The organism is Synechococcales cyanobacterium CNB (assembly GCA_030263455.1).
Classification (GTDB): Bacteria; Planctomycetota; Phycisphaerae; order Phycisphaerales; family UBA1924; genus CAADGN01.
The window spans coordinates 59,317-83,678 of the sequence record SZOZ01000001.1 but is presented as its reverse complement, the minus strand read 5'-3'; the positions used below and the strand labels follow the sequence as shown (position 1 = coordinate 83,678).

General features: G+C 68.8%; 16 protein-coding genes and 1 tRNA gene. 1 reads left to right on the top strand and 16 read right to left on the bottom strand.

What is annotated here, in order from left to right; translation table 11 throughout:
- Window positions 1–19: 19 nt before the first annotated feature.
- The 9 genes from xseB to FBT69_00290 form a co-directional block, all read right to left on the bottom strand.
- Window positions 20–370, bottom strand: a complete 351-nt coding sequence (gene xseB / locus FBT69_00330; GenBank protein MDL1903250.1) for an exodeoxyribonuclease VII small subunit — start codon at window positions 368–370, stop codon at window positions 20–22.
- On the bottom strand, window positions 300–1,829 hold the full coding sequence (xseA, locus tag FBT69_00325; protein MDL1903249.1) for an exodeoxyribonuclease VII large subunit: 1,530 nt from the start codon (window positions 1,827–1,829) through the stop codon (window positions 300–302). Before xseA ends, xseB begins: the two co-directional genes overlap by 71 nt.
- Window positions 1,830–1,868: 39 nt before the next feature.
- Window positions 1,869–2,573, bottom strand: a complete 705-nt coding sequence (locus FBT69_00320; protein ID MDL1903248.1) for a hypothetical protein — start codon at window positions 2,571–2,573, stop codon at window positions 1,869–1,871.
- Between the two features lie 182 nt (window positions 2,574–2,755).
- Entirely contained in the window at window positions 2,756–3,865 is a 1,110-nt protein-coding gene (locus FBT69_00315; GenBank protein MDL1903247.1) for a glycosyltransferase family 4 protein, read from the bottom strand.
- A gap of 22 nt (window positions 3,866–3,887) precedes the next feature.
- Window positions 3,888–5,033 (bottom strand): ABC transporter ATP-binding protein, encoded by a 1,146-nt coding sequence (locus tag FBT69_00310; protein MDL1903246.1) that lies wholly within the window; start codon window positions 5,031–5,033, stop codon window positions 3,888–3,890.
- Between the two features lie 18 nt (window positions 5,034–5,051).
- A complete protein-coding gene (locus FBT69_00305; GenBank protein MDL1903245.1) occupies window positions 5,052–6,815 on the bottom strand; it encodes an ABC transporter permease in 1,764 nt (587 codons plus the stop codon).
- A gap of 1 nt (window position 6,816) precedes the next feature.
- Entirely contained in the window at window positions 6,817–8,349 is a 1,533-nt protein-coding gene (locus FBT69_00300) for an ABC transporter permease (protein ID MDL1903244.1), read from the bottom strand.
- Between the two features lie 54 nt (window positions 8,350–8,403).
- Window positions 8,404–10,293, bottom strand: coding sequence for a hypothetical protein (locus FBT69_00295; GenBank protein ID MDL1903243.1), 1,890 nt, complete (start codon window positions 10,291–10,293; stop codon window positions 8,404–8,406).
- 65 nt (window positions 10,294–10,358) lie between these two features.
- Complete coding sequence (locus FBT69_00290; GenBank protein MDL1903242.1) at window positions 10,359–11,633, bottom strand: ABC transporter permease; 1,275 nt, start codon at window positions 11,631–11,633, stop codon at window positions 10,359–10,361.
- Window positions 11,634–11,785: 152 nt separating this feature from the next.
- Between FBT69_00290 and FBT69_00285 the strand changes: the two genes are divergently transcribed.
- Window positions 11,786–12,868, top strand: a complete 1,083-nt coding sequence (locus FBT69_00285) for a site-2 protease family protein (GenBank protein ID MDL1903241.1) — start codon at window positions 11,786–11,788, stop codon at window positions 12,866–12,868.
- On the opposite strand, the gene FBT69_00280 is transcribed toward FBT69_00285, so the two are convergent.
- From FBT69_00280 to FBT69_00250, 7 genes are all read right to left on the bottom strand, one after another.
- On the bottom strand, window positions 12,869–13,399 hold the full coding sequence (locus tag FBT69_00280; GenBank protein MDL1903240.1) for a hypothetical protein: 531 nt from the start codon (window positions 13,397–13,399) through the stop codon (window positions 12,869–12,871).
- A gap of 57 nt (window positions 13,400–13,456) precedes the next feature.
- Window positions 13,457–13,530: transfer RNA gene (locus FBT69_00275), tRNA-Pro, on the bottom strand.
- Between the two features lie 185 nt (window positions 13,531–13,715).
- The gene (locus FBT69_00270; GenBank protein MDL1903239.1) at window positions 13,716–18,155 is read right to left on the bottom strand and encodes a hypothetical protein; all 4,440 of its coding nucleotides are present in this window, start codon (window positions 18,153–18,155) and stop codon (window positions 13,716–13,718) included.
- 28 nt (window positions 18,156–18,183) lie between these two features.
- Complete coding sequence (locus FBT69_00265; protein ID MDL1903238.1) at window positions 18,184–21,075, bottom strand: prepilin-type N-terminal cleavage/methylation domain-containing protein; 2,892 nt, start codon at window positions 21,073–21,075, stop codon at window positions 18,184–18,186.
- A complete protein-coding gene (locus FBT69_00260; protein ID MDL1903237.1) occupies window positions 20,975–22,060 on the bottom strand; it encodes a hypothetical protein in 1,086 nt (361 codons plus the stop codon). The genes FBT69_00265 and FBT69_00260 overlap by 101 nt, the downstream gene beginning before the upstream one ends.
- A complete protein-coding gene (locus tag FBT69_00255; GenBank protein ID MDL1903236.1) occupies window positions 22,060–23,013 on the bottom strand; it encodes a type II secretion system protein in 954 nt (317 codons plus the stop codon). The genes FBT69_00260 and FBT69_00255 overlap by 1 nt, the downstream gene beginning before the upstream one ends.
- 42 nt (window positions 23,014–23,055) lie before the next feature.
- On the bottom strand, window positions 23,056–24,336 hold the full coding sequence (locus FBT69_00250) for a type II secretion system F family protein (protein ID MDL1903235.1): 1,281 nt from the start codon (window positions 24,334–24,336) through the stop codon (window positions 23,056–23,058).
- Window positions 24,337–24,362: the final 26 nt, after the last annotated feature.

Sequence of the window (24,362 nt, the reverse complement as noted above, 5' to 3'; positions counted from 1 at the left end):
GGGTTCGCCGGGCCGTGAATCAGGAGCCTGCATCGCCGCGCTTCGCGTCGTCCAGTCGGCCCAGTTCGGCGTCGATCTCCTGGACGCGCTGCTCCGCCTTCGTGAGCACGTCGCGGCAACGCCGGAGCAGTCTCACGCCACGCTCGTACTGGGCGATCTGCTCTTCGAGACCGAGTTGCCCCTCCTCGATGCGCTGGATGATGGACTCGACCTCCGCGAGGGCCTGCTCGAAGGCGGGGCCGTCGGCAGTTTCGGGAGCGCGGTCGTGCGTTGGCGGTCTCTGGGCCACGGGCTGCACCTTACCCGCCCTCGGCGAAGAGGTCCAACTGATCGGGGGGCGGCTCAAGAGTCGGCGGGGCGTGGCTTCCATCGCCGGGTTGAGCCGCGACGACCGAGCCGAACTCGCCTTCTGCCGTGCGTGTGCGGATACGCTGACCGAAACGGACTGCGGCAGCGGATCGAATCAGGCGGCCGCGCTCGTCGAAGGTGCAGGTGTAGCCGCGGCGGAGGACGGCGAAGGGATTGAAGGCCGCGAGGGTGCGCTCGCGCTCGCCGATGCGGGCGCACGTAGCCGCGAACGAAGCCCGCTGCGCCCTTGCCAGACGAGTTGAGACGCCCGAGAGGTCGGGGGCGGAAAGGGAATCACGCATGGCACGCCTGAGGCGCTCTCCCGTGGATACGAGCAACGCACGGCGGCGCGCGTATGCATCAGCGGGCCGATGACGTTCAAGCGCGGCGGTAGCGGCGTGCAGGCGGCGTGAGGCGATCGACGAGACGCGGGAGGCGGCTGCACGGAGGTCCGCCGCGCTCCGGAGCACGCCCCCCCACCGCTGCCGAAGGACGGCCCGTGGGTCGCTGAAGAGCTGCACGCGCGCCGCGGACACCACGCGGTGACGTTCGAGGTCCAGCCGCCGGCGCGTGTCAGAAACCAGCCGCCTGTGCAATGCGCCGATCTGGCGGAGCAACGCCCCGCCGTCGGGCGTCATGCGCATCGCGGCCTGCGTCGGCGTCGCGGCCCGCTCGTCGGCGACCAAGTCCGCGATCGTCGTATCCGTCTCGTGCCCGATGGCGGCGACGACGGGCACAGCACAATGCACGATCGCCTCCGCCACCTCGCGCTCGTTGAAAGCCTGCAAGTCCTCCGCCGACCCTCCGCCGCGGGTAAGCAGCACCGCGTCGATGCCGAGTTCTTCGCGCCTGGCGGAAAGCATCCGCACGGCCCGGGCGACCTGCTGTGCAGCGTCCGCGCCCTGCACGCGAGCGTCGACGATCAGCACGCCGACGGCAGGGCAGCGGCGCTTCATCGTGTCGAGAACGTCCTGCAGTGCCGCGCCGCTCCTGCTGGTGACCACGGCGATCCGTCGCGGGAAGGTCGGGAGGGGGCGCTTGCGGGCGGGGTCCAGCCAGCCGAGGGCGCGGAGTTCCTCGATCATCGCGCGTTTCCGGGCGTCGAGCGGCCCTTCGCCAACGGGTTCGAGGCTGTCCACGATGAGCGTGACGCGGCCGCTCTGGGCGTAGTACTCGACGCGGCCGGAGGCGACGACGCGCATGCCGTCCTTCGGCTCGAACTTCAACTTCCTTGCCCTGCTCCCCCACACGGCGGCGCCGATGACGGCCTGCTCGTCGCGGAGGGTGAAGTACCAGTGCGCGGCGCGCCGGAAGTTGCCCACTTCACCCACGACCCGCACGCGGGCAGGCAGCCCGTCGTCGATGACACGCGCAATGAGCGCGGCGAGCGCGCTCACCGTGACCGGAGTGTCGGACGGCGGCGGAGCGGGGCCGCGCGGCTGGTGTGCCATCCTCGATGGATCAAAGCCGGGGAGCGTCATCGCGCCCCGATTATCGCACACGGGCCGTCATCCTGCGCGTCAGCGGCCCGCGATCGCCATTCCTTCGCTCGGCGGCACGATCCATCCCCCCGTGGACGCGGTGCGCTCGACGACTTCCGCCGGGGCGCGATGCGGCCAGGAGATGCGGATCGGCTCGCCCGAGGCGAGGATCGCGGCTGCCCCGGAGGGCGCGGCCTCGACGCGACGCTGCACGCCCTCGCGGCTGATCCCCTCGCGTATGCGGATGGTCGCGCTGGGCTTGATGTCGTCGGCCGAGGCGATCGTCACGCCGGCACGCTGCGAGTCGGGGATATGCGTGCGGACACCGCCGACGTAACCGCGCTCGCGGAGCCACTCCTGCCGGCCGTTCTCGAGGTGGCGCAGGCCGGTCTCGGGGATGGCGATCCACGGGCGGATCGCGACGACCTGGTGCCCAACCCGCACGTACACGAGCGAGAAGTCGCGCTGGTCCGCGCCGTAGTAGGTCGGGCCGGGGTCGCCCCAACCGAGCGGCCATTCCGTGCGCGGCCCGCTGGTGAAGGATTCGCCGATCCAGATCCGCCCGTTGAAACCGGGGCGGCGCGTGTCGTCCACGCGGTTCGTCGGGTACGGTGGCATGGTGGCGAGCAGGCGAGCGTGCCCGTACTGCGCGCCGCTGTACGACGTGCCGAGTGAGCCGAAGTCGCGGTTCGGGCTTGCGCCGGCGACGGCCGCGGCGGCGACGATCGTAGCGAGGGTGCTCATTTCTTCCGCTCTCTTTCCGCCCTTCCCGGGCGCGTGCTGTGGACGGCGGGCAGGTCGCGCGGAGCGCGCCGGGCAGCCCGCTGCTCCCAGCATGTCCCGGGACTTGAGCGAAGCAAGAGAAATCGCGGCGTACATGGCCGGAAAGCCCGTCGCGGCCTGCATAACCGGACCTGACGCTGTCGCTATCGGACCGCCCCGGACCCCTCCTGGAAGGGGATGGCTTCCGGAGTCCGCAACGTCTCGTACGCCGCGAGCACGCCGACGATCTGGCTGCTGGCCCGGTGGTGCTCACGCACGTACTGGCGGGCGGACGCGCCGAGGGCGCGTGCCGCATCAGGCTCTTCCAGCAACGCGCCGATCGCGGTCTCCCATGCCCCCGCGTCGTGTGGATCGACGAGACGGGCGGTCTGGGCATCGATGAGCCACCCGAGAAGCGGATCACGCGCCGCGACGACGGCCATGCCGTGCGCCATCGCGTCGAGGAAGATCGTGCGGTGTTCACCGCGCGCGTCGGGCTGCACGAGGAAGTCGCCGCGAAGCACGAGCTCGCGGTGGGCGTCCATGTCGTCGAGCAGCGAGACGCTCCGCAGCACGCCCTGCTCTCGCGCGACGTGCCAGACGCCCGCCCGCTGCACGCCCTCCGCGTCGGCAAAGAGCATCAACCCGTCATGCCGGCGCATCAGCCGGACGATCGCGTCGAAGGCGGCAGCGAATGCGCGCGTGTCACGCCCCGCACCGGCAAGCATGATCGTCGGCGCTCGTTCGGGCGAGAGCAGGCCGTTGGGCGCGGCCGGAAGGTGCACGCCCCACGGAATGAGCCGGGTGCGCGACGCAAACCCCGCGGCGTGCAACTCGCGTTCGATCTCACGGTCCGGCGCGAAGTATGCCGTGCGGACACCGGGCGTCGCGCCGAGGCGGCGGGCGCGCCCCACCAGTCCTCCTCGCCAGACCTCCAGAGCGAGCGGCGCCTCGAACCTGCGGGCGACCTGCACACCGAGCGACCACGCGGAGCCGCCCAGCACGTGCACGATATCGATCCCCCCCTCGCCGTCGCCGAGGGCGCGGACCGCGGATACGACCCGCGCCGCACGAAGATTGAGCGTGAACGGCATGCCCGTGTCGGCGTAGGTGACGGCCTGGCTGAAGGCGTCGGCGGCGGCGGGCGGCAGTCCCCGCTCCGGGATCGCCTGCACCACGCGCACCCCCTCGCCCGTCATGCCGACCTCGAGCCGGGCGAGCATCGCGTTCTCGCGCCGCGCGAAGAGTTCATCCGCGATGATCAGGGCGCGCATGGCGTGCTCCCGTCGCCGCCGGTCAGGCGACCGCGGACCGTCCCCGATTGTCGGCCCGGAAGTCAAGGTCGGGGAACGCCCCCTCCTCGTCCATGAGCGCGGCCGTTCGCCACAGGCCGACCCAGTGGTGCGGCTCGACCTCGCGGAGAACGTAGTCGCCCGCGGGGCCGTCGCGCGCGGCGAGATCGGCGGGCGGGTCGTGCCAGGGCCACCACGGGCGGACGCCGTGCTCCGCGCCCGGAAGCCGCTTGAACTCCTCGGGATTCTCGACGATCTCCTTGATGGTGACAAGACGGTCGCGCCGCTCGTGGAGTTTGGGGATGCTGGCGAGCAGGCCGCGCGTGTACGGGTGCAGCGGCTTGTCGAAGAGCTCGAAGACGTTGGCGTACTCCACGACACGCCCGGCGTACATGACGCAGACCACGTCGGAGTTCTCCGCGACGACGCCAAGATCGTGCGTGATGAGCATGATCGCCATGCCGCGCGACCGCTTGAGCTCCTTCAGAAGTTCGAGAATCTGCGCCTGGATGGTGACGTCGAGGGCGGTCGTCGGCTCGTCGGCGAGCAGCAGCCGCGGCCGGCAGGCGAGCGCCATCGCGATCATCACTCGCTGGCGCATGCCGCCCGAAAACTGGTGCGGGTAGGCCTTGATGCGCTTCTCCGGCTCGGGGATGCCCACGTCGCGCATGGACTGGAGGGCGATCTGCTCGGCCTCACGCGCCGAAACCTGCTGGTGGAGCAGGATCGCTTCCATGATCTGGTCGCCGACGGTGTAGACGGGGTTGAGGCTCGTCATCGGCTCCTGGAAGATCATGGCGATGTCGTTCCCCCGGACCTCTCGCATCTGGCGGTTGTTCAGCCTGACGAGATCGACGGGGCCGTGCTTGGAACGGAACTGGATCGAGCCGCGGTCGAACCGGCCGGGTGGACGCGGGATGAGTTGCAGCATGCTCATCGCGGTCACGCTCTTCCCGCAGCCGGACTCGCCAACGACCGCAAGCGTCTGGCGCGGATAGATCGTCATGCGCACACCGTCCACGGCCTGGATGCGCGGGCCGGAGCCGTTGTCGAACGAAACGGCGAGGTTGTCGATGCGGACGATCGGCGTGCTCTCGTCCGTCGCCGGGCCGCGGGGATTGGATCGGGCGCTGGTGGCGTTGGCGGTCATCGTCTCTCCTGCGTGCGTTCAGACACGGGCCTTCTTCAGCTTCGGGTCGATGGCGTCGCGCAAGGCCTCGCCGATCAGGTTGTACGAGAGCACGGTGAAGAAGATCGCGGCGCCCGGGAAGAGCGCGAGCCACGGCACGAAGTCCCCGACCTGGTTGTTGGCGTCGCTCAGCAGGCGTCCCCACGACGCCTGGTTCGCGGGGCCGAGGCCGAGGAAACTCAGGATGGCCTCGGCGAGGATGGCGGCCGCGATGGCAAACGAGGCGTCCACGAGGACCGGCGTGACGCCGTTGGGAAGCATGTGCTTGAACAGGATCGAACGCAGCGGCAGCCCCACCGCCCGCGCGGACTGCACAAAGTCCTGCCCCCGGAGCTTGTAGAACTCGGCGCGAATGAACCGGGCCGCGCCGGTCCACGAAACGCACCCGATGATGACCATCATCACGTAGGTGTTTCGGGGCAGCACGGCCGCAGCGACGATGAGCAGGAAGAGGACGGGGATCGCCATGAAGACCTCGACGACGCGGTAGAGGAGCATGTCCACCCACCCGCCGAAGTAGCCCATCAGCGCGCCCATCGTGACGCCGATGAGCACGGCGATGCCGGTCGAGACGAGGCCGATCGAGATCGACAGTCGGCAGGCGTGCAGCATCTGGCTCAGCACGTCCTGGCCGATCGAGTCCGTGCCGAGCCAGAACTTCGCCCTCCCGAGCGATTCAAGCCACGCGAAGACGTCCCGGATGGATCGGAACTCGTCGCGGTCCCGCCGAGACTCGTACTCCGCGAGCAGGTCCGCCGGCGATCGCGGGAGCAGGCCTGCGTTGGCCCGCAGATGCACGCCGAGCGAGCTGGCAAGCCCCGCGGTCGGGGGGGTCTCGGAAAGCAACGGATCGGTCGGTCGCTTGCGGACCTGCCAGCGTGGGTCGTCCTGAAAACTGCCGACGCCGAGCTCGCGGGCCAAGTCCTGCGTCAGGCCGTCGATGATCGCCGACATGGGCGTCGAGCGCGGCGGCTGGAGGTCGAGGGAGGTCGAGCCTTGGCCGGGTGAGTACGGGATGAGCGTATGGAGCGTGCGGATCTCGCCGCGAGCCTCGCGGGCGCGATAGGTAAACGAGGGGATCGGATCGTGCCACGTCAGCGCGACGCTCAGACCACCGGCAAGCGCGGCACACGCGACCGGGAATAGGCGGTGAACCAGCGACTCCAAGAACGGGATCAGCAGAACGGGCAGCGAAACGAGGAACGTGACGACGCCGACGCTCACCCAGCGGAACGACGAGTTCGCATGCATCGAACGCATCCAGTCCGGGGCGTCAGGGGTTCGGAACGCCGCCCGCACACCGGCGCACACGGCGACGATGAACGCGGCCTGCAACGAGCCGACGAACAGCACGGCCAGGCGCTTCGATCGCGCCGTCCGCAGGGGAAGTAGGAGCGTGGCGCCCCACGCGATCGCGCCCAGGGCGAGCAGCGCATCGGTCGGCCCGAGATGATCGAACATCGGCGAGTGGACACGCTGCACGCTGCCGTCCGGCCCGATTTCCCAGAGCAGGATCGGGTGCCCGCTGGCGATGAAGGGAGCGAACACGGCAAAGAACACGACAATCGCCAGCCAGCACAGCCCGAGGAACGCGCCCGGCCGGCGCACGACACGCGCCCACGCCTCGGTCCAGAACCCCTGCGCCGGCTGATGGCCGATGCCCTGCATCAGTTGCACGCCGGTCACCGCCTCGGCCGGTCCGACCGTTCGCACCACCTTCGGGATGTTGTCGCCGGTGGTCATGTCAGTTGTACGAGATGCGAGGATCGGCCAGGGCGTACAGGATGTCGGCAAGCAGAAGCGCCAGCATGTTGATCAGGCCCACGATCAACGCGTTGGCGAGCAGCACCTCGCGGTCACGCAGGAAGATCGCCTCGATGATGAGACTCCCCATGCCGGGCACGGAGAAAATGCGCTCCACCACGACCGAGCCGCCGAGCATCGCAGGGAACACGCTGACGAACATCGTGATCAGAGGCAGCAGGCTGTTCCGGAAGACGTGGCGGAGGACGATGTCCTTGCCCGAAACCCCCTTGGCCTTGGCCGTGCGGACGTAGTCGGCGTTGAAGTTGTCGAGCATCGCGGCCCTCGTCTGCTTGCTCAGCACGGCAAACCCGCCATAGACAAGGCAGGCTACAGGGAGCGCGACGTGCCAGAGCGTGTCGAGCAGGTAGCCACGCTGCCATGAGCCGTCATCGCCGCGCGTCGGGAGGAAGGTGTACGCGGCTGCGTCGTTCGAGTGCAGCCCCGCGACGGGAAACGCACCGAGTCCGGTGACCTGGTTCGCCAGGTAGCCCATCGCCAGCACGCCCGCCCACACGACGGGCACCGACCACAGCGCGACGAAGAACGCGCCCGAGAGCACGTCGAACCATGACCCCTGGCGCGTCGCGGCCAGCATCCCCGTCGGGATCGCCACCGCGTAGATGATCGGGAACGCCAGCAGGTTCAGCATGAGCGTGACCGGCAGTGCATCGCGGATGAGCGCAGAAACCGGACGCGAACGGCTGAACGACATGCCCAGGTCCGGCGCTGCGACCCACACCACGCCGGAGATGCCGAACCCGGCCTGGGGGAACGGGCGGGCGGCGAAGACCGACTCGAGCCGCGCGAGCGCCCGCTGGGCGGCTTGATAGGCCTCCTGCATCGCCGCGAATCGTTCGACGACCGCATCGTCGTCCGCGCCCGGCACCGAGCCTTTCGGGACCGAGCGGCTCGAGAAAGAACGGAGCGTGCCGTCGTCCTTTACGAGCGAACCGTGCCCGGCCTTGCGCAACCGCTCGCCGAGCGCGATCTCGAACTCGGTCTTGGCTCGCAGGTAGGCGAACCGTGCCCGCGCGTAGTCGTTCGACGCACGCCGGTAGGCCCGCGTCTTGTCCTCGGCCGATGCGTTCGGCTCGAAGGTGAACGACTCCCGCTCGGCCCGGGGGAGTCCGTCGATGTACAGCCACCACGCGGGCATCGGCTTGACGCTCTTGGGCGGGCGGACGACCTCGCCGCCCGGCACGACCTGGTCGCGCGTGCCGAACTTCACAGGGCTGACCCGGCCAAGCCAGCGGAGGTACTGAACGACAATGGGATCGTCGAGGCCGTAGCGGTCTTCGAGATAGGCCTGCTGCGCGGCGCGGGTGCTGGAATCCATCTGCCCTCCCGCCGCGACGGTCAGGGCCGCGCCGATCCCCCCCGGGCTGGCCGCGACCAGCAGGAACACCAGCAGCGTCATCCCGATCACCGTCGGGACCATCAGCAGCAGGCGTCTGAGGATGTAGGTCGTCACGTCGGCGGCTCCGGTGTCGCGCGGTCGAAGCGAGGGACGAAGAATCGCAATCGGCTACGGCATGACCCAGAGGTCGTAGTACTCAAGCCCGCTCGCGTATTCCTGGAAGTTCCGGGTCCGCTTCGTGATGAACCGCAGCCAGGGAAGTTCACTCATGTAGGTGTACGGCTGCTCCTCGTGGAAGTGCCGGTGAAGCTCACGCCAGACAAGCATCCGCTTGTCGAAGTCCAGCGTGCGCCTCCCCTCCTCGATCAGCCGGTCGGCCTCAGGGCTTGCCCACTGGATGAAGTTGTCGCCCTGGTTCTGGATGGACGACGAGTGCCAGATCTGGTTCGGGTCGTTCTCGGGTGCGGACGCCGACCACGCGAAGGTGATCGCGTCGAAATCGCGCGCGTTGAGCGTCGATTGCAGCACCGACCAGTCGATCGGCCTCAGCGTGACACGAATGCCGACCTCCGCCATCGCCTGCTGAACGTACGTCACCATCTGGAGCGTGCTCTCCGAGCCTTGACCGAAGGTGATCTCGAACTCGAACGGCTCGCCCGCCGCGTTGACCATCACGCCGCCGCGGTTGCGCCAGCCCGCCTCTTCGAGCAGGCGAACCGCTCGCTCAGGGTCGTAGGGCCAGGGCGTGATCTCGGGGTCTGCCTGCGGCGTGGAACTGAGGAAGGGGCCGGTGGCCGGCCGGCTCAGGTTCTTCTCGATGTCGCGACGGATGCGCTCGCGGTCGATCAACATCGTCATCGCCTGGCGGACTCGCTTGTCGTGGAACGGCGTGGCGCGACGGTTGTTCCGCAGCCCGCACTGCCACGCGATGAACGAATACCCGCCCTGCATGTTGTACCACTTGCGGGCCTCGAAACGCTCGTTGAAGCGAGGATCGTTCGACTTGATGTCGAACTGCGCTCCCGTCGGACGCATCATGTCGCCCTGCCCGCTCTCGAACGCTGTCAGGCGGGCCAGGCTGTCTTGGATCGTCTTGAACCGGATCGAGTCCAGCGGCGGACGCGGCCCCCAGTACAGGTCATTCCGAACCAGCACGATGTCCGATGGCGGCGACCACTGATCGTCCACGCTGACTCTCGCCAGCCGGAACGGACCCGACCCGACCGCAAGCCCGGTGGACTGGTTGAACGTGGCGGGCGACTCGATCCACGCCTGGTACACGGACTTTGGCAGAATCTTGTGCCCGAACGCCTGCGCGAGGTTGTCGAAGCGAGGCTCCTTGAAGTGGTATTCGACGACCTTGCTCGTCTCCGGGTCGCCGATGACCTCAAGCCGGACCATCGCGTTGTACACGCTGCGGAAGCGCTCGGCCTCGATCTCCGCGTTGTAGAGGAGTTCCTCGAAAGTCCATCGCACGTCCTCGGCGAGCACCGGGTCGCCGTTGCTGAAGCGGGCCGCGTCCCGGATCTTTACCCGCAGCCACATGCCGTTGGGGTCGTACTGCCACGCCTCGGCGAGCCGCCCTCTCAGTTCGAGCGTCTGCGGGTCATACCAGCCGAGGCTCTCGGTGATCAAGTCCACGACACGCCGTCCGTAGACGTCGGCGTACAGGAACGGCGTGATCTTGGAGGGCTGGCCCTCGAAGATCTCGATGAACTCGCCGCCGGGAGTGAACCCTTCCTGCTCGTAGGGATCGACGGAAAAGTCCCAAGGCGTCGCCACCACGACAGGCACACCCTCGCGCGCCCAGGCGGGGCGGACGGCCGATCCGCCGGACGGAACGCCAGGATCGGCTGCGGGTCGGGCGACGGCGATGCCCGTGTCGAGTTGCCGCTGGATGCGGGCGAGGCTGCTCTCGATGGAGTTGAGTTGGGACTGGGTGGTGCGGAGTTCCTTCCACTTCCGATCGTCCTGAACCATGCCGAGCCAGAGGCTCAGGCCGACGCCGAGGAGGAGGACGAGGAAGATGAAGTCCTTGAGACCGAACTTGTTCTGCATCGGACGCCCTCTCTGTGGCCGCCGCGCCGGGGGGCGCGGGATCGATCCCCCTGCGGGACAACAGATTACCGCCTCGACCGCTTCGGGTCGAACGCCTCGCGTAGCCCCTCGCCCACGAAGTTCAGCGCGAGCAGCGTGACCCCGAGCAGCAGGCAAGGGAAGAGCAGCAGCCACCAGTTGCTGCGGTACGAGTTCAGTTCGCTCAGGCCTTCCGCGGCCAGGTTCCCCCAACTCGGCAGGGGCGGCTTCACCCCGATCCCGAGGAAACTCAGGAACGACTCCTGCAGGATCGCCTGCGGCACGGTGAGCGTCGCGTAGACGATGATCGGTCCCATCAGGTTCGGCAGCAGGTGCCGCCAGAAGACCCTCCCGACAGGCGCACCCGCCGCCCGCGCCGCTTCGACGAACGGCTGCGACTTGAGGCTCAGCACCTGCCCGCGGATCACCCGCGCCATCGTGAGCCAACTCACCCCGCCGATGGCGACGAGCAGCACCACGACGTCGTAGGTCGTGCGCACGCCGTCGGAAATCTCGCGGCGGCGAAGGCTCGGAACCCGCTCGGTTCGCGCGTCGAGATCCGCCCGAAGGTCAGCATCCTGTGAGAGAAGCCGCTCGACCGAGGCCCGATCCGTCGGCAGCCCACGCTCCGCGGCGACAAGCGCGGCCTCGCCATGCACCCACCGCTCCCGGGCCTGCTGGCGCGTCACGTACTCGTCCATCACCGCATCGCTCGCCACGGCCAGCAGCACGACCAGCAGGATGTACGGCAGGCCGTAGAGGATGTCCACGATCCGCATCATCACCGCATCCGTGCGCCCGCCGATGTAGCCAGAGAGCCCGCCGTAGAGCGTGCCGATGAACACCGAGATGAGCGCGGCCGCGATGCCGATTGTCAGTGAGATGCCGCCCCCCGTCAGCGTTCGGAGCAGCAGGCTGCGCCCGAGCGCATCCGTCCCGAGCGTGTACGACGGCCAGTGGCGGCGCAGGTCACGGGCAGCGGCGTCGGTCGTCTCGATCAGCATCTCATCCGCCGCCACGCCGTGGGCGGAGGCGATCTGCTCGACCGTCGCGACATCCACGAGCAGGTTCAGGCGAACAGCCTGCTGGGCGTCCGCACGCCACCACGACGGAGGCAATCGCCCGGCTCGCGGCTCACCCGCGTTGTACCGTGGAATTCCCGCCTCGCCCGGCGCGTTCCCCAGCGTCCACGGCAGCGTACACAGACACGCCAGCACCATCAGCACGATCACGACCAGCCCGACGACCGCAGAGCGATTGCGCCGGAAGGCTGCACCGGCGGAAACGTGGGTCGCTCGTTCGAGGGTCGGAGCCGGATCCATGACACCGGAGCGTACACGCCCGCGCAGGCGTGCGTGGGCGGACGCGCCGGAAAACCGCTACCCTCCACGCGAGCGATCGTGCCGACCCGCGGGGAGCGACCGTGTTCAAGGGATCGATCAGGATCGTCAGGGTCTTCGGCATCGACGTGGCGATGCACTGGACCTTCCTGCTCCTCGTCGGATGGATCGTGTTCGTGTCCCTGACTCGGGGCGGCGACCTGGTGGGAACGGCCTGGTCGCTCGGGTTCGTCGCCGCGCTCTTCACCTGCGTCGTCCTCCACGAACTCGGGCACGCTCTGGCCGCCCGGCGGTATGGCATCGCGACGCGCGGCATTACCCTGCTGCCGATAGGCGGCGTCGCAGCGCTCGAACGGATGCCGACCGAGCCGGTCCAGGAGATCGTCATCGCCCTCGCCGGTCCGGCGGTCAACGTCGTGATCGCGGGACTGCTCTTCGGCCTGCTCGCGGCGTTCGGCGACGTGCGGCCGACCGGCACCCCGGTGCTCTTCGTGGGCGAGCACTACGGCTTCGTCACCCACCTGGCGATTGTGAACGTTGCGCTCGTCCTCTTCAACCTGCTCCCCGCGTTCCCCATGGACGGCGGACGGGTTCTGCGTGCCCTTCTGGCAACCGCCATGAGTTACGCGGACGCTACCGAGTGGGCCGCCCGGGTCGGGGGGCTGATGGCCGCGCTCTTCGTCGCCCTCGGCCTCTTCTTCAACCCGTGGCTGGTCTTCATCGCGCTCTTCGTCTTCCTCGGCGGCCAGGCAGAGGCCAGAGCAGCCCGGACACGCTCCGTGCTCGAAGGCGTGAACGTCGGCCAGGCGATGCTGACGGTCTTCCGTGCTCTCCGTGCCGACGAGACGCTCGCGGATGCCTCGGCCGAGCTCCTCGCCGGGTCGCAGCAGGACTTCCCGGTTGTCGATGCCGACGGAGAGGTCGTCGGCGTTCTCACACGAGACCTGCTCGTGCAGGCCTTGGCACGCGAAGGGCTTGGGGCGAGCGTCGGCAGCGTCATGCTGCGCGGCTGCCCCACCGTGCCCGAGTCGGCGGACCTGGAGGACGCCTTCGAACGGATGCAGACCTCTCGCTGCCCCGTGCTGCCGGTGCTGCGCGACGGCCGACTCGTCGGTCTCCTCACAATGGAGAACCTCGGCGAGTTCGTCATGCTGCGCGGGGCGATCGACCGGGGCATGGCCTCGGGGCGAGGCAACGCCACGCCGCCGTTCGGTTGATCAGTCCTCGTCGTCGTCCGATTGCAGCCGTGGCATGACGGCCGGCGCGGCGCCCCGTGCCGGGACGCCTAGCCCGTGTCTGTAAACGAGTTCACCGCCCGCGTGCGCCGTCGCCCCCACCCAGACCGCGACCCCCGCGCCCGCGGCGAGCGCGAGTCCGCCCGCGGCAAGACGCAGGCGCGGTCGCGGCACGAGCGTCACCGCCGCGAGCGCGGCCGGGATGAGCGGCCAGACCCATCCGTTCTCGCCCAGTTCCTCGTGCCGTTCCAGCGCGGCCTGCTCGGCGGGCGTGAGCGCCAATGCCTCAACACCCTCCTCGGCCGCCTCACCAGCGTTCGCGGCCAGCCCCGCGCCGATCGACGCCGCCGCGTACCACGCCACCAGCGCCACCCCGAGACCGCGGCTGCGCCCCTTCATCGCCAGGTGGATGATCAGCGGCACGACGCCGATGAGAGCAAGAACGATCGGGAAGTGGACCAGCATCGCGTGGCGCGCGTGCGGATCCTGGAGTGTGTCGAGAATCCCCTGCATGAGCCGGCTCCTTGTATGGCCGCGCCCCGGATCGCGTCGTTGCTGGGTTGTTCGGAATCAGGGCGACTGGATTCGAACCAGCGACCTCGTGGACCCAAACCACGCGCTCTACCAAGCTGAGCTACGCCCTGTCGGTCGGCGCGTCAGCGGGCCGACGGGAAAGGATACGCCCGCCGACCGGCCGCCCCGTCGAACCGGGAACAAAGCCGGCCCGCCGCGGTTGCGACGGGCCGGCGCCCCGCTCACACACTCTCTCGCCCCAGCGGGGTCGCGGCACACATACGGACCCGGGCATACGCCGGCGTCCGGTTCCTTCCTAGAGCGGCACCTCCTTGAACAGCAGGATGCGCGGCTTGTCGCTCGGGCGGACGACATTCGAACGATCCACCACCATCAGGAAGCGACGGGCGATCGAGGGCGTCATGGGCTGGTCAGTGGCCAAGCCCTTCACGTCGGACTCCTGGTAGCCGTGCAGCACGAACCAGACCGCGAAGACGTCCGAGCGAACGCTGACGCTGGACATCGCCGCGTTGGCGATGACGAGGCGTTCGGCCCAGTCATCGGCGAGGTCGTCCGTACCGCCCGTTCCATAACGCACGGATTCGAGGCCTTCGTGGGCGACGTTCTGGCCGTTGAAGCCGAGACGGTCGATGTCGTGCGGGAAGGCGGCATCGGGGTACTGCGTGTCGCGGGCGGCGAGCAGCTCGCCCGGTGTCAGCAGGCCCGGCATCTCGCGGATGGCGGGGATGCCCGTCGCGGTGAGGCGACCGTCGTCGGCAGGGTCGTAACCCGGCGGGGAGCCGCCCGGCAGGCCGCTGGAACCGTCGCGGAAGTTCAGCAGGTTCACGGGCACGGCGGCGAAGTCGCGCGGGTAGATGGCGAGACGGTCACGGTAGGCGTAGACGGTGGCGGCGATGTCCGAGGTCTCATCGTGCCCGCTGCCGAACCACCACCACGATCCGCCGCCCGGGTCGGGCGCCGCAGGGCTGAACATCGGGATCGCACGAAGGACGGCGAGCGGCGCCGTGTTGACGTTGATGACGCCGAAGGTGCCGACGCTCGTCGAGCCGAATCGGCGCGGCATGGTGGTGAAGCGGTCGAGCACGGTCATGGCCATCGGGACGCCGAGGCCCCATCGCTGGTCGCTCGCCGCGTCGAAGAGTCCGTCGTTGTTGGCGTCGAAGAAGGGGACGAAGTCGTCGAGGACCAGTTGGCCCGCTTCGAGCGCGGGGCCGAGTGCAAGGCCGACACCCATCGAGAACGCATTGTGGTAGAAGTCCCCGGCGGGCGGATTCTCGTAGTAGAGCGCGATGGCCAGCGCCTCGGAGAGGGTCGTCCACTGATCCTGCTGGTCGGCCTCGGCGGGGTCGAACGTCGGGCCGATGCCGAGGGGGAGGAGGAGATCGGCGACGCGCATGCGCGACACGCCGCCCGTCTCCTCGAACTTCCGGTTGTCGAGGCTGGGCACGGCGTAGAGGGGCGTCTCGCCCGGCAGCGAACCGTCGAGCGTGCGGCCGGCGATGTTGGCGCCGATGGACTGGCCGCTCTTGTCGTCCGGCCCCTGCTTGATGGTGGGCAGCAGAGCCTGGGCCGCCAAACCCGCCTGCTTGTTCAGGAGGCCGTTGAGCGTTTTGTCGCCCTTCGTGCCGGTGAAGTCGCCGATCGTCAGACGCGAGCCGGTGCCGTCGGTCTGCGTGGCGTTCTGGAGCGAGCCCTGCCACTTGGACTCGATGCAGTAGGCGGGAAGAACGCTGGGAGGCGGATCGGAAGTCGTACCGCCGCGCGGGTCGTCTTTGCGCCGGATGGAGGCGTGGCGGGTGATGGAGAGGCCGCTATTGTCGGGGCTGGCGTTGGGATCGGGCGGTTCCGGCCCGCGCTGCGCGCCGGAGACGCCGCCCTGCGCGCCCGGACCGTGCCCGCTGAGTTGGCGATCGAGCGTGACACCGCCGGGCGCGGGGTCACGGAGGCGATCGACGAGGATGCGCGTCGGGGACGTGCCGCCGGAGTTGCGCCAGAGCCTGACGACGCGCCGGCTCTCGTCCGTGCCGTTCTGGAGGTTGCGGAACGCGTTGCTCGTGTCCAGCGTGCCGGTGTCGATGTCGGCGGGAGCGACGCGGATGGCGGCCACGCCGAGTTGCGTGTCCAGCCAGTCCTGGACGGTGGCCTCCTCGGTGGGGACCGGGTTGCCGGTGATGTTGGCGATGCGCGTGGCGATCTCGGTGATGCCGTTGCTCAGCGTGTAGAAGACCTGCGTCTCGCGCGGGGCGATCGTGACACTGGTCGCGCCGCCGCCGTACGCGCCGCTGACAAGTTTGTAGTAGTCGTCGCCGTACTGCACGTAGAACGAGCCTCCGGTGTCGGGGAGCGTGACGGCGCGGTCGAAGGGGTTGTGGACTTGGAACGCGATGACCTCGAAGAGGAAGTCGGGATTGCTCTCCAGGACGCGGCCGTCGATCGAAGGATCGCGGGTGTAGACCTTGACCTGGCTGTTCCCGTCGCCGATCGTGCGCTCGCCCGTGTCGTCGTCGCCGCCGAGCAGCCGGGGCGTGTCGGTGTAGACGGCGAACGAGGCAGCCTCGGTGAGGAAGGGCTGGACCTCGATGCCGAAGACGTTGATCGCCTGCGAGCTGACCGGCTCGCCCTGCGCCAGGCGAGCGTCGCCGAGGTCGAGCAGGTTCGGAGAGTAGTTGCCGCTCACGTCGTCGATGATCTGCTGACGGACGGACGCATCGACGAGCAGCGTCCGCACTGTGGGCGAATCGTCCTCGTCGTAGGCGTCGGCCATGTTCACGGCCATGTGGGCCGCGATGCGGAGAGCCAGTTCCGGCCCGCGGTGCCCGTAGAACAGCGTCGAGTACCCGGCAGTGCCCGACCACGCCGCGGAGAGGTACGAGTACGGGAGCAGCGCGTCGGCGTAGTGCTGGAAGAGCGTATCGACGGACGGCACACCGCCGGGGAAGAGGCTTTCCGTGGAGGCGCGAAGGTCCGTGGTCGAAATCGGCGTGTTCGGCGTAACCCCGAGGCGCGACAGGATCGGCCTGGCCGCACTGATCGTGGTGAGGCGGCGGCGCGGGTCGATCGAGACCTGGACGAGAGCGTCGTTGTCGAGAAAGCCGTTCGGCCCGTCGTTGATGGCGTCGTTGTCGATGCCGCCGCGTTCGAGCGCGAGCGGCCGGTTGTCGCGCAGCGGGCTATACGGCTGCCCGCCGCTCAGGAACCGCCCGCCGACCGCCGATTCGAGGCGAGAGCGGGTAGCCGGGTCGTTCACGCCGTTGTAGACGAGCAGCTCGTAGAGGTCGGCGAGGTTGAAAGGAGCGGCGATGGTGTGCATCGCGCCGGAGTCGTGTCCGGCCGCGTCCATCCCCAGGCCGGCGAAGTCGCGGTAGTACTTGGTGCGCTTCACGTCATTGACTTCCCAGCCGTTCGTGCCGTTCCAGTTCGCGGGGGGCACGAGGCCGGCGAAGAGCGTCTGGCGCAGGGCGTTGTAGCCGTAGCGGCCCATGTCGTACATGAAGACGGGATCGTCGAGCGAGGAATAGTCGCCGGGCTGGTTGGCCTGCTTGGGCTGTTCGAGCCGGTCGTAGGTGAGGGCGGACCCGGCGTTCAGCGCGGCGTTCTCCATCGTCAGAAACGCGAAGAGGTCGGCATCCGAGGGCGTCAGGCCGAGCATGTTGGAGCGCGAGGGAGCGTCGGCGAGGTCCGTCGCCGTGTTGACATTGATCCGGCCAGAGAGGTCGATCGCGCGGGCGGCGATGAAATAGCGGTAGCGGCGATCGCTCAGGAACGAGCGCCACTGCTCGGGCTGGTTCGGATGCCGCGCCTCGACCAGCTCGAACCACCGCGAGTCGAGGATGCCGTCGCCGTCCGCATCGGCCCATTGGTAGAGCGGGAACGCGATGTGGTTGTACGAGTTCACGCTCCCGACGGGGTGGCGCGGCACACGGAACGCGGCCCGCTGGCGGGCGGTCCACTCCGCGGGGCGGTGGCTGAACGTGTCGGAATCCTGCGCCGTACCGCCGAAGTCGAGCGTCGCCGTCGGGTTCGCGTTCGGACCGCTGTCCCAAAGGCGCAGGTCGCGCCGCATCTCCCACGGCGTGGCGGCGAAGTTCCCCCCGCCGCGGCGGAGGTTGTAGAGGTTCACGAACGCGCCGTCCGGCGCGAAGTTCGAGATGTGCGCCCAGTCGATCTGACGCTGGTATTCCTCGGTCGCGGTGTAGGAGTTCTTGCCGAAGTTGAGGTAGGTCGGCTCGCTCGCGGCCAGCCACGGGTCGGTGCCGGTGCCGACGAGCACGCCGCTGAGGTTGATCAGGCCGGTCGGCGAGAAGTTCTGTGTGGTGACAGGAACCACCGCCCCCGTGTTCGGGTTCGTCACAAAGTACGGCGAGGAGGGGTAGTCCCACGCCTCGCGCCGCTGGAGGGGCGCGCCGTTCTCCCCGTACTCGCCGGCGAAGTAGGTCGAGAACGTGTCCGCCGCGATCACGCCGGCGAGATAGTCCCGCACCTGCTCGGGGACGCTGTGGCGCTCATCGTTCTTCACGACCGCCGCGCTGACCTGGCGGTCGGACCGCCCGATCGCGGCGTAGAGCACCGTAACGACGGCGAGCAGCGCCAGCACGCCGACGACCATGATGAGGAACGAGCCGCGGCGCGACGGCGCCGCCCCCGCGGGCAGGCCGCTGATCGCCTTCAGCAGGCGTGCGCGCGAACGCCGACCCCCGCGAGAACGCTTCGTGCGGTTGTGCAGGTCGGTTGTCATCGGGCATCTCCCGCCGCGTGGTCGCGGCTCAGAACGAGCGCCGCTCGGGCACTTCAAAGACAAACTGGTACGACTGCTCGACCGACGGGTCCTGCGCGTCGGCGAGCGAGAGCGTGATGCGGATGAGTTTTGGCCATGCCCAGGGCAGCGTGGGCGGCTCGTTCGCCGCGCCGGGGTTCCACGTCGGATCGAAGTAGCCGAAGTGCGCGTACCGCTGTACGGGGTACGTGCCGCCCGCGGGAAGCGTCGTGTCGTAGACCGTGCTCGCGGCCAGCGCGTACGTGCCGGTCGTGCCGTCGAGCTTGCGATAGATCGTGGCGTACGGGCGGGGGTTGCCCGTCGCCGGATCGGTCGGGTACGGCGCGGCGACGCGGTGCTCGCGCCCGTCGTTGAACGGGCCGTTGCCCGGGTTGCCGTCGGCGTCCACGAAGCGCTCCAGCCCGTGCCAGATCAGTTCGCCGTGACGGGGGTTGTTCGTGTCATTAACCGTCTCACCGAACGAGAACTCGACGATGAACTCGGTGCAGCGGGGGACGAACCCGTGCGCCGTAACCGCCCGCTGATCGGCGAGCCGATAGGCCAGGACGTCCGACGCCCAACCCTGCTGAGCCGCGAGCGAGACGGTGTCAACGTAGGCCGGCATCGACGGCTCGACCCGGATGCGGTGCCCACCCGCGGAGCCGGCGTAGGAATGCGCCGGGAACAACTCGCGCAGCCAGGCATGGACGAACTTGCGATCGCCCAGGAGCGGGTTGCCGTTCGCGGGCGAGGCTTGGAACGAGCCGTCCAGCACAGTGCCGGTCGCGGGGTCGAAGTCCGCGGGTGAGGAGTTCACCGGAAGGATCGCGGCGTCGCAGATGATGGTGCGCACTTCGGCGGGGTCGGTCGTAGCGACATCGACAAGCCCGGACGCGAAGAGAGGAGACAGGCCGGCGGAGTTGTTCCGGATGCGGGGAACCGGGCCGTCCGTCGAGCCGAACTGCGCGAGGTGGCGGAAGAGGCTCGACGCCGCGGGCTGGCCGGCGATCTGGATGTCGCTGTCCAGCCAGCGCGCCGGGGCGAGGTTGAACGGGTCGGGATTCGGCGGGCCTTGCTCCGCGCCCGTCGGCTGGATGAGCAGCGTGACGTGCCGGGCGAGTATCCACTCGGCAGCGAACTCGTTCGGACCGTCGCGCGCGCCCAGGCGCCAGCGATCGGCAGGGCCACCGCTCGCCCCATGGTTCACCTCCGGCGTGACGAAAGCGTTGATCTCGGCCGTCGTGCCGTCGGCGTCGTAGCGGGCGCCGTGACCGATGTAGATGCGAGCGTGGTCGCCCTTGGGCGAACGCTCGGGATGCAACGCATCGCGCACGCTCGTGAACTGGCCGCGGGCGAGGAAGACGATCTCATCGGAGCGCCGGGGGCGGGGCGCGAGATCGGCCGGATGGAGCATCACGTCGTCCGCGCCGGTCGTGATGTCAAGCGTGCCGTTCGCGTTCACGTCCACGTAGCCGTGGCGGATCACGAGGAAGCCGTCGCGGCTCATGGCGCGGAAGTCCTGGCGGAGCTGCTGCTCGATCTGGGCGGCGGCCTGGTTCAGCAGGCTCACGCGACGACCACCCGTGACGGTTCTCCCGACGGACTCAAAGACCGCCGCGATGCCGACGGCGATCAGCGCGATCGCGCCGATGGCAACGAGCAGCTCGATGAGCGTGAAGCCGCGACGGTCGCGATCGGCCCGGTTGTTCATGGCTCGCTCCATCTCGCTGCTCACGGTTCGATGACGAAGACGATCGGATCCACGGGCGGCGCCTGCGGCACAAAGGTGATCGGGCTGAGGTCGGCGGGAGTGATCTCCCCATCGCCGTCGAGATCCTGGAGGATCATGGGGACGGGCGGGTCGATCCGGATGGCCATCGGCAGCGTCGGGTTGACGACGGTGGCGGAGACCACGCGGTACACGTTGCCCTGCGCGTCGACGAAACGCTGGCCGGTCTGACCCAGCATCTGTTCGTACTGTCGGCGCTGCTGCGCCGGCATGGTGTCGCTGAGGGCGATGAGATCGCGCTGCGTCTGTCCGACGCCGGGGCCGAGGAAGTCGGGGAAGAGTTCGGCAACGACGGGGCGAGAGTAGTTGCGTCGGCCCAGTTCGTTCAGGCCGTTGTTCGAGGGGGTGCCGTCGCGGCGCGCGCCGACAGGCGAACGCCGGTTCGGCTCCTTGAGCGAATCGTCCGTGAGCGTGCGCGCCAGCGAGATGCGCCCCGCGCCGGGCTGCACGGGAAGGCGAATGCCCGGGTCGATGCGCCGGAGAAAGAGCGCGATCATCAGGGCGTCGTCGGCGGGGTCGCTCGGATCGCCCCGCGGGATGCGCTTGCCGACGAAGTCCCAGACGAAGCGCGGCTCGACGCCCTCGGTGTGGGGCGCGGGGAACAGGCGCGAGCCGACGAAGATCTCGACCGCGCTGCCGCCCGTTCCGAGCCGAACCGCGCCGGTGGTCGCGTCGATGGGCGGTGGGTTCCAACCCGGCCAGTCGCCCCAGGGACCGTTCAAGGGCAGTCCGTTCTGCTGCGTGACGTTGGAAACCCACTGGACCCAGCCGCCCTCGTACAGACCCGTGCCCGGGTTGAACCGGAGCAGGTCGGTCCGGGCCGTGAGTTCGGACTTGATGGAGTTCATCGCGCCGAGGCCGAGGGTGGCGTCGGAGGCGATGCGCTGCTCGCGCACGACAACGGGGAAGACCGCGCCAAGGCCGAGCAGCCCGAGCGCAAGCACGAAGACAGCGATCAGCACCTCGACGAGCGAGAAGCCGAACGCAGCGCCTCGATGGACGGTCGCGCGGGTCACTGGTCCGCCCCTCCGCCGGGGACCGGCGCGAGAGCGACTTCCTGCAGTCCCCCACCGTAACGCTGCACGACGAACGACCGGGCGAGGGCCTGGTCATCCACCGTCCACCGGCCGTCCTTGTTCGAATCGCCCTCGAGCCAGGCGTTGAGTTCCTTGGGCTTCACGAGGAAGCCGGGCAGGCGAACGTACTCCGGCGTCTGCTTGTCGCGGTACAGCGAACCGGTGGTGCGATCCGGCTGCAGCCGGAACGTCGCGGCCAGTTCACGCTCCTTGTAGAGCACGAGTTGCGGTACGGCGCGCGCGAGCGCTGTGTCGCTGGCCATATCGCCGAGGAGCTGCGTCGGCCACAGGTTCGGCGAGACCTGCTGGCGGTCGAGCAGCCTGCGAACCATCGCGCGTGGATCCTCTGCCGCGAGGAAGTTATGGCTCCGGTACGGCTCGGCGTTGCGGAAGGCGGTGGACGGCGCTGGAGCGAGGATGAGCGCCTCGCGCGTCTCGCCCAGGGCCAGCGCGCCCGTGCCCTGGCGGAAGCGGACCATGAACGTCTGGCGCTTGCGGCCCTCGTCGTTCCGCGTGGGATCGAAGAAGGCGGTCTCCGGGAAGACCCAGTTGCGGTCGTCGTCGGCGTAGCGATCGCGCTGGCCGTTGTCCCGGTCGTACCAGGGGTTGTCGGCATTGCGCTGGCCGGCCGCGCCAGGGGGGGCGAGGCCGCGGACCATCCAGCCGGAGGGGAGGCTGACCGGCTCGAGTTCGCGGACGGGCACGAAGACGTCGCGTTCGATGGGTGAGCCTTCGCTTTCGTCGGGGATCGTGCCGACCATCTCGTAGGCGGCGGCGTAGCAGCGTCCGCCCGGCTCGAAGAAGAAGACCACCGCGCCGTCGCCGTAGTCCGAGCGGAGAGCGGCCTCGCGCCCGAGGGCGATAGCGACGCGCAGGCGCGTCTCCGCCAGCGAGCGGTTCGACGAGTCAAGCAGCGCGCTGAAGGCGGGGATCGAGATCGAGAGGAGCAGCACGATCACCGCCATGACGATGATCAACTCCGTCAGCGTGAACGATTGCTCAGGACGGCGACTCATCATCATCACTTGCTCACCTCCGCGACGTTGTCGTCGCGCCCGGCCCGCTCCCGCTCCAGGTCGGTCCGGAACGCACGCCCGAGCGCACGCTCGATGTCGTCGCCCGTTTCGGTCGGGATGTCGCCGAACACGCGGTTCGGCCCGGCCGAGACGATGGCGTAGGCTGCGTTGCGAAACTCAGGGTTCGAACGGGCAGGCTCGTCGTCGTTGGGCGCGTCGTTCTCAGGCGCGCCGAGAATCTTCGGGACGTTGACGTCGCGAAGTTCGACGACCTGCCCCATCTGCGAGCCGCTCGGACGACCCTGCTCCCAGCGATAGAAGCGGTACGGTGTGCCGAAACGATCCACCAGCGACACGCGTCCCACAGCGAGATCCTCGGCGACGACGTTCCCGCCGCGACCGGGGTCGTACAGGGGCTGCGTGCGCTTCGAACTGCGCCGGATGAACGAGCCGTCCGCCCGTGGCGCGCCGAAGCCCGGGCCGGCCACGCCGTCCACCTCCGCGCCCAGCGAGCCGAGCAGGTAGTACGCGAGGGAATACTCGGAGAAGCGATAGTCGCCGCTCGCCGGAGCCGTGCTGGACGAGTCGATGCCGTTGCCCCGCAGGTAGGCCATGTCGGCGGGAACAGCGCGGTTGTAGACACGCGGGTTGAACTTGCCGGGCTCCTCCTGGTCGGCGACGAGCGGATCGGCGGAATCCGGGAAACCGGGATAGCGGGCGACGTTGCCGTCCTTTACGAGCGCGGGGAGGAAGCCGAAGTCCGAGCGGAACTGCTCGACGGCGACCCGGATGGCGACCACGTCCTGCTGCGAGGCGGTCTGCCGTGCGGTCTTCTGGACGTGGTTGAAGCCGACCAGGAGCAGCCCGATCAGGAGCGAGATGACGAGGAGCGTCACCAGCAGCTCCATGAGCGTGAAGCCTCGGCGGCGTGCCCTCGGGATGTGCCGGCCAGTCTGCACGGTTCTTCCTTCCCGCCGGACGGTCCCGGCGCAGGTTCGTTCTCAGACCGCGCCGCCCTGGAGCGACTCGATCATCGCAACCAGCGGCATGAACATGGCGACGACGATCGTCCCCACCATCACGCCCAGCACCACGACCATCAGCGGTTCGAGCAGGCTGACGAGCGAGGCCACGGCGACGTCCACCTCCTCGTCATAGGTGTCGGCGATCTTCAAGAGCATCGCGTCCATCTCGCCCGTCTCCTCGCCCACGTCGATCATGTTCACGACGATGGCGTCGCAGGTCTTGCTCTCGCGGAGCGGGCCGGCGAAACTCTCGCCTTCACGGATCGAGTCGTGCACCTTCGCCAGCGCCTTCTCGAAGACGTAGTTGCCCGAGGTCTCGCCGGTAATCGTGATGGCTTCGAGGATCGGAACGCCCGCGGAGATGAGCGTGCCGAGCGTCCGCGTGAAGCGCGCGATGACGGTCTTGCGGATGAGCTTGCCGAGGACCGGCGTCCAGAGCAGGAGAATGTCGGTCGCCGCCCGCCCCGGCCCCGCCTTGCGGATGAGCTTCCAGAAGACAAACGCCGCGAAGGGGAACGCCACGATGAAGACCGCGCCCGGGACCATCTGGTCCGGGCTGGCCTTGCCCGCGACCCACCGGCTGGTCTCGATGAGCCAGACGGTGATCCCGGGAAGTTTCACGCCGAAGTCGGTGAAAATCTCCTCGAACTTCGGGATGATGAACATCATGATGAACGTGAGGATGATGATGGCGACGCTGACGACGACGACGGGGTAGACCATCGCGCCCTTGATGCGCCGCTTGAGCCGCTGGCTCTTCTCCATGAACTCCGCGAGGCGCTGGAGAATGACGTCCAGCACACCGCCGATCTCGCCCGCGTTCACCATCTTCGTGTAGAGGCGGTCGAACGCGCGGGGGTGCTTCGCCATCGCCTCGCTGAGCGACGAACCGCCCTCGACCTCCTCGCAAACGCCGAGGAGCGTGTTCTTCAACGGTCCCGGCTTGGCCTGGGCCTCGAGAATCTGGAGCGATCGTAGCAGCGGCAGGCCCGCGTCCTGCAGCGTGGACAACTGGCGCGTGAAGACCGTGAGCTGCTTGGCGGAAACCCGCCCGATGCCGAGACTCTTCTTCTTCTTCTTGACCGTCGCCGCCTCGCCCGCCACGGCGGACTTGCGGACCTTCTGCTCTCGCACGGATGTGGGGAAGTACCCCTGCGCCTTGATGCGCTGAATGGCCTCGTCGCTCGAACCGGCCTCGACCGTGCCCTTCTGCGGCTTGCCCGAGGCGTTCAGGGCTTCGTACGTGAAAGTCGGCATGGCTGTCGCTCCGCTGGTCCGTCCCG

Coding starts and splice junctions, on each gene's coding strand:
- xseB (MDL1903250.1), bottom strand. CDS start 370: ATGGAAGCCACGCCCCGCCGACTCTTGAGCCGCCCCCCGATCAGTTGG.
- xseA (MDL1903249.1), bottom strand. CDS start 1,829: ATGACGCTCCCCGGCTTTGATCCATCGAGGATGGCACACCAGCCGCGC.
- FBT69_00320 (MDL1903248.1), bottom strand. CDS start 2,573: ATGAGCACCCTCGCTACGATCGTCGCCGCCGCGGCCGTCGCCGGCGCA.
- FBT69_00315 (MDL1903247.1), bottom strand. CDS start 3,865: ATGCGCGCCCTGATCATCGCGGATGAACTCTTCGCGCGGCGCGAGAAC.
- FBT69_00310 (MDL1903246.1), bottom strand. CDS start 5,033: ATGACCGCCAACGCCACCAGCGCCCGATCCAATCCCCGCGGCCCGGCG.
- FBT69_00305 (MDL1903245.1), bottom strand. CDS start 6,815: ATGACCACCGGCGACAACATCCCGAAGGTGGTGCGAACGGTCGGACCG.
- FBT69_00295 (MDL1903243.1), bottom strand. CDS start 10,293: ATGCAGAACAAGTTCGGTCTCAAGGACTTCATCTTCCTCGTCCTCCTC.
- FBT69_00290 (MDL1903242.1), bottom strand. CDS start 11,633: ATGGATCCGGCTCCGACCCTCGAACGAGCGACCCACGTTTCCGCCGGT.
- FBT69_00285 (MDL1903241.1), top strand. CDS start 11,786: ATGCACTGGACCTTCCTGCTCCTCGTCGGATGGATCGTGTTCGTGTCC.
- FBT69_00280 (MDL1903240.1), bottom strand. CDS start 13,399: ATGCAGGGGATTCTCGACACACTCCAGGATCCGCACGCGCGCCACGCG.
- FBT69_00270 (MDL1903239.1), bottom strand. CDS start 18,155: ATGACAACCGACCTGCACAACCGCACGAAGCGTTCTCGCGGGGGTCGG.
- FBT69_00265 (MDL1903238.1), bottom strand. CDS start 21,075: ATGACCAGGCCCTCGCCCGGTCGTTCGTCGTGCAGCGTTACGGTGGGG.
- FBT69_00260 (MDL1903237.1), bottom strand. CDS start 22,060: ATGATGATGAGTCGCCGTCCTGAGCAATCGTTCACGCTGACGGAGTTG.
- FBT69_00250 (MDL1903235.1), bottom strand. CDS start 24,336: ATGCCGACTTTCACGTACGAAGCCCTGAACGCCTCGGGCAAGCCGCAG.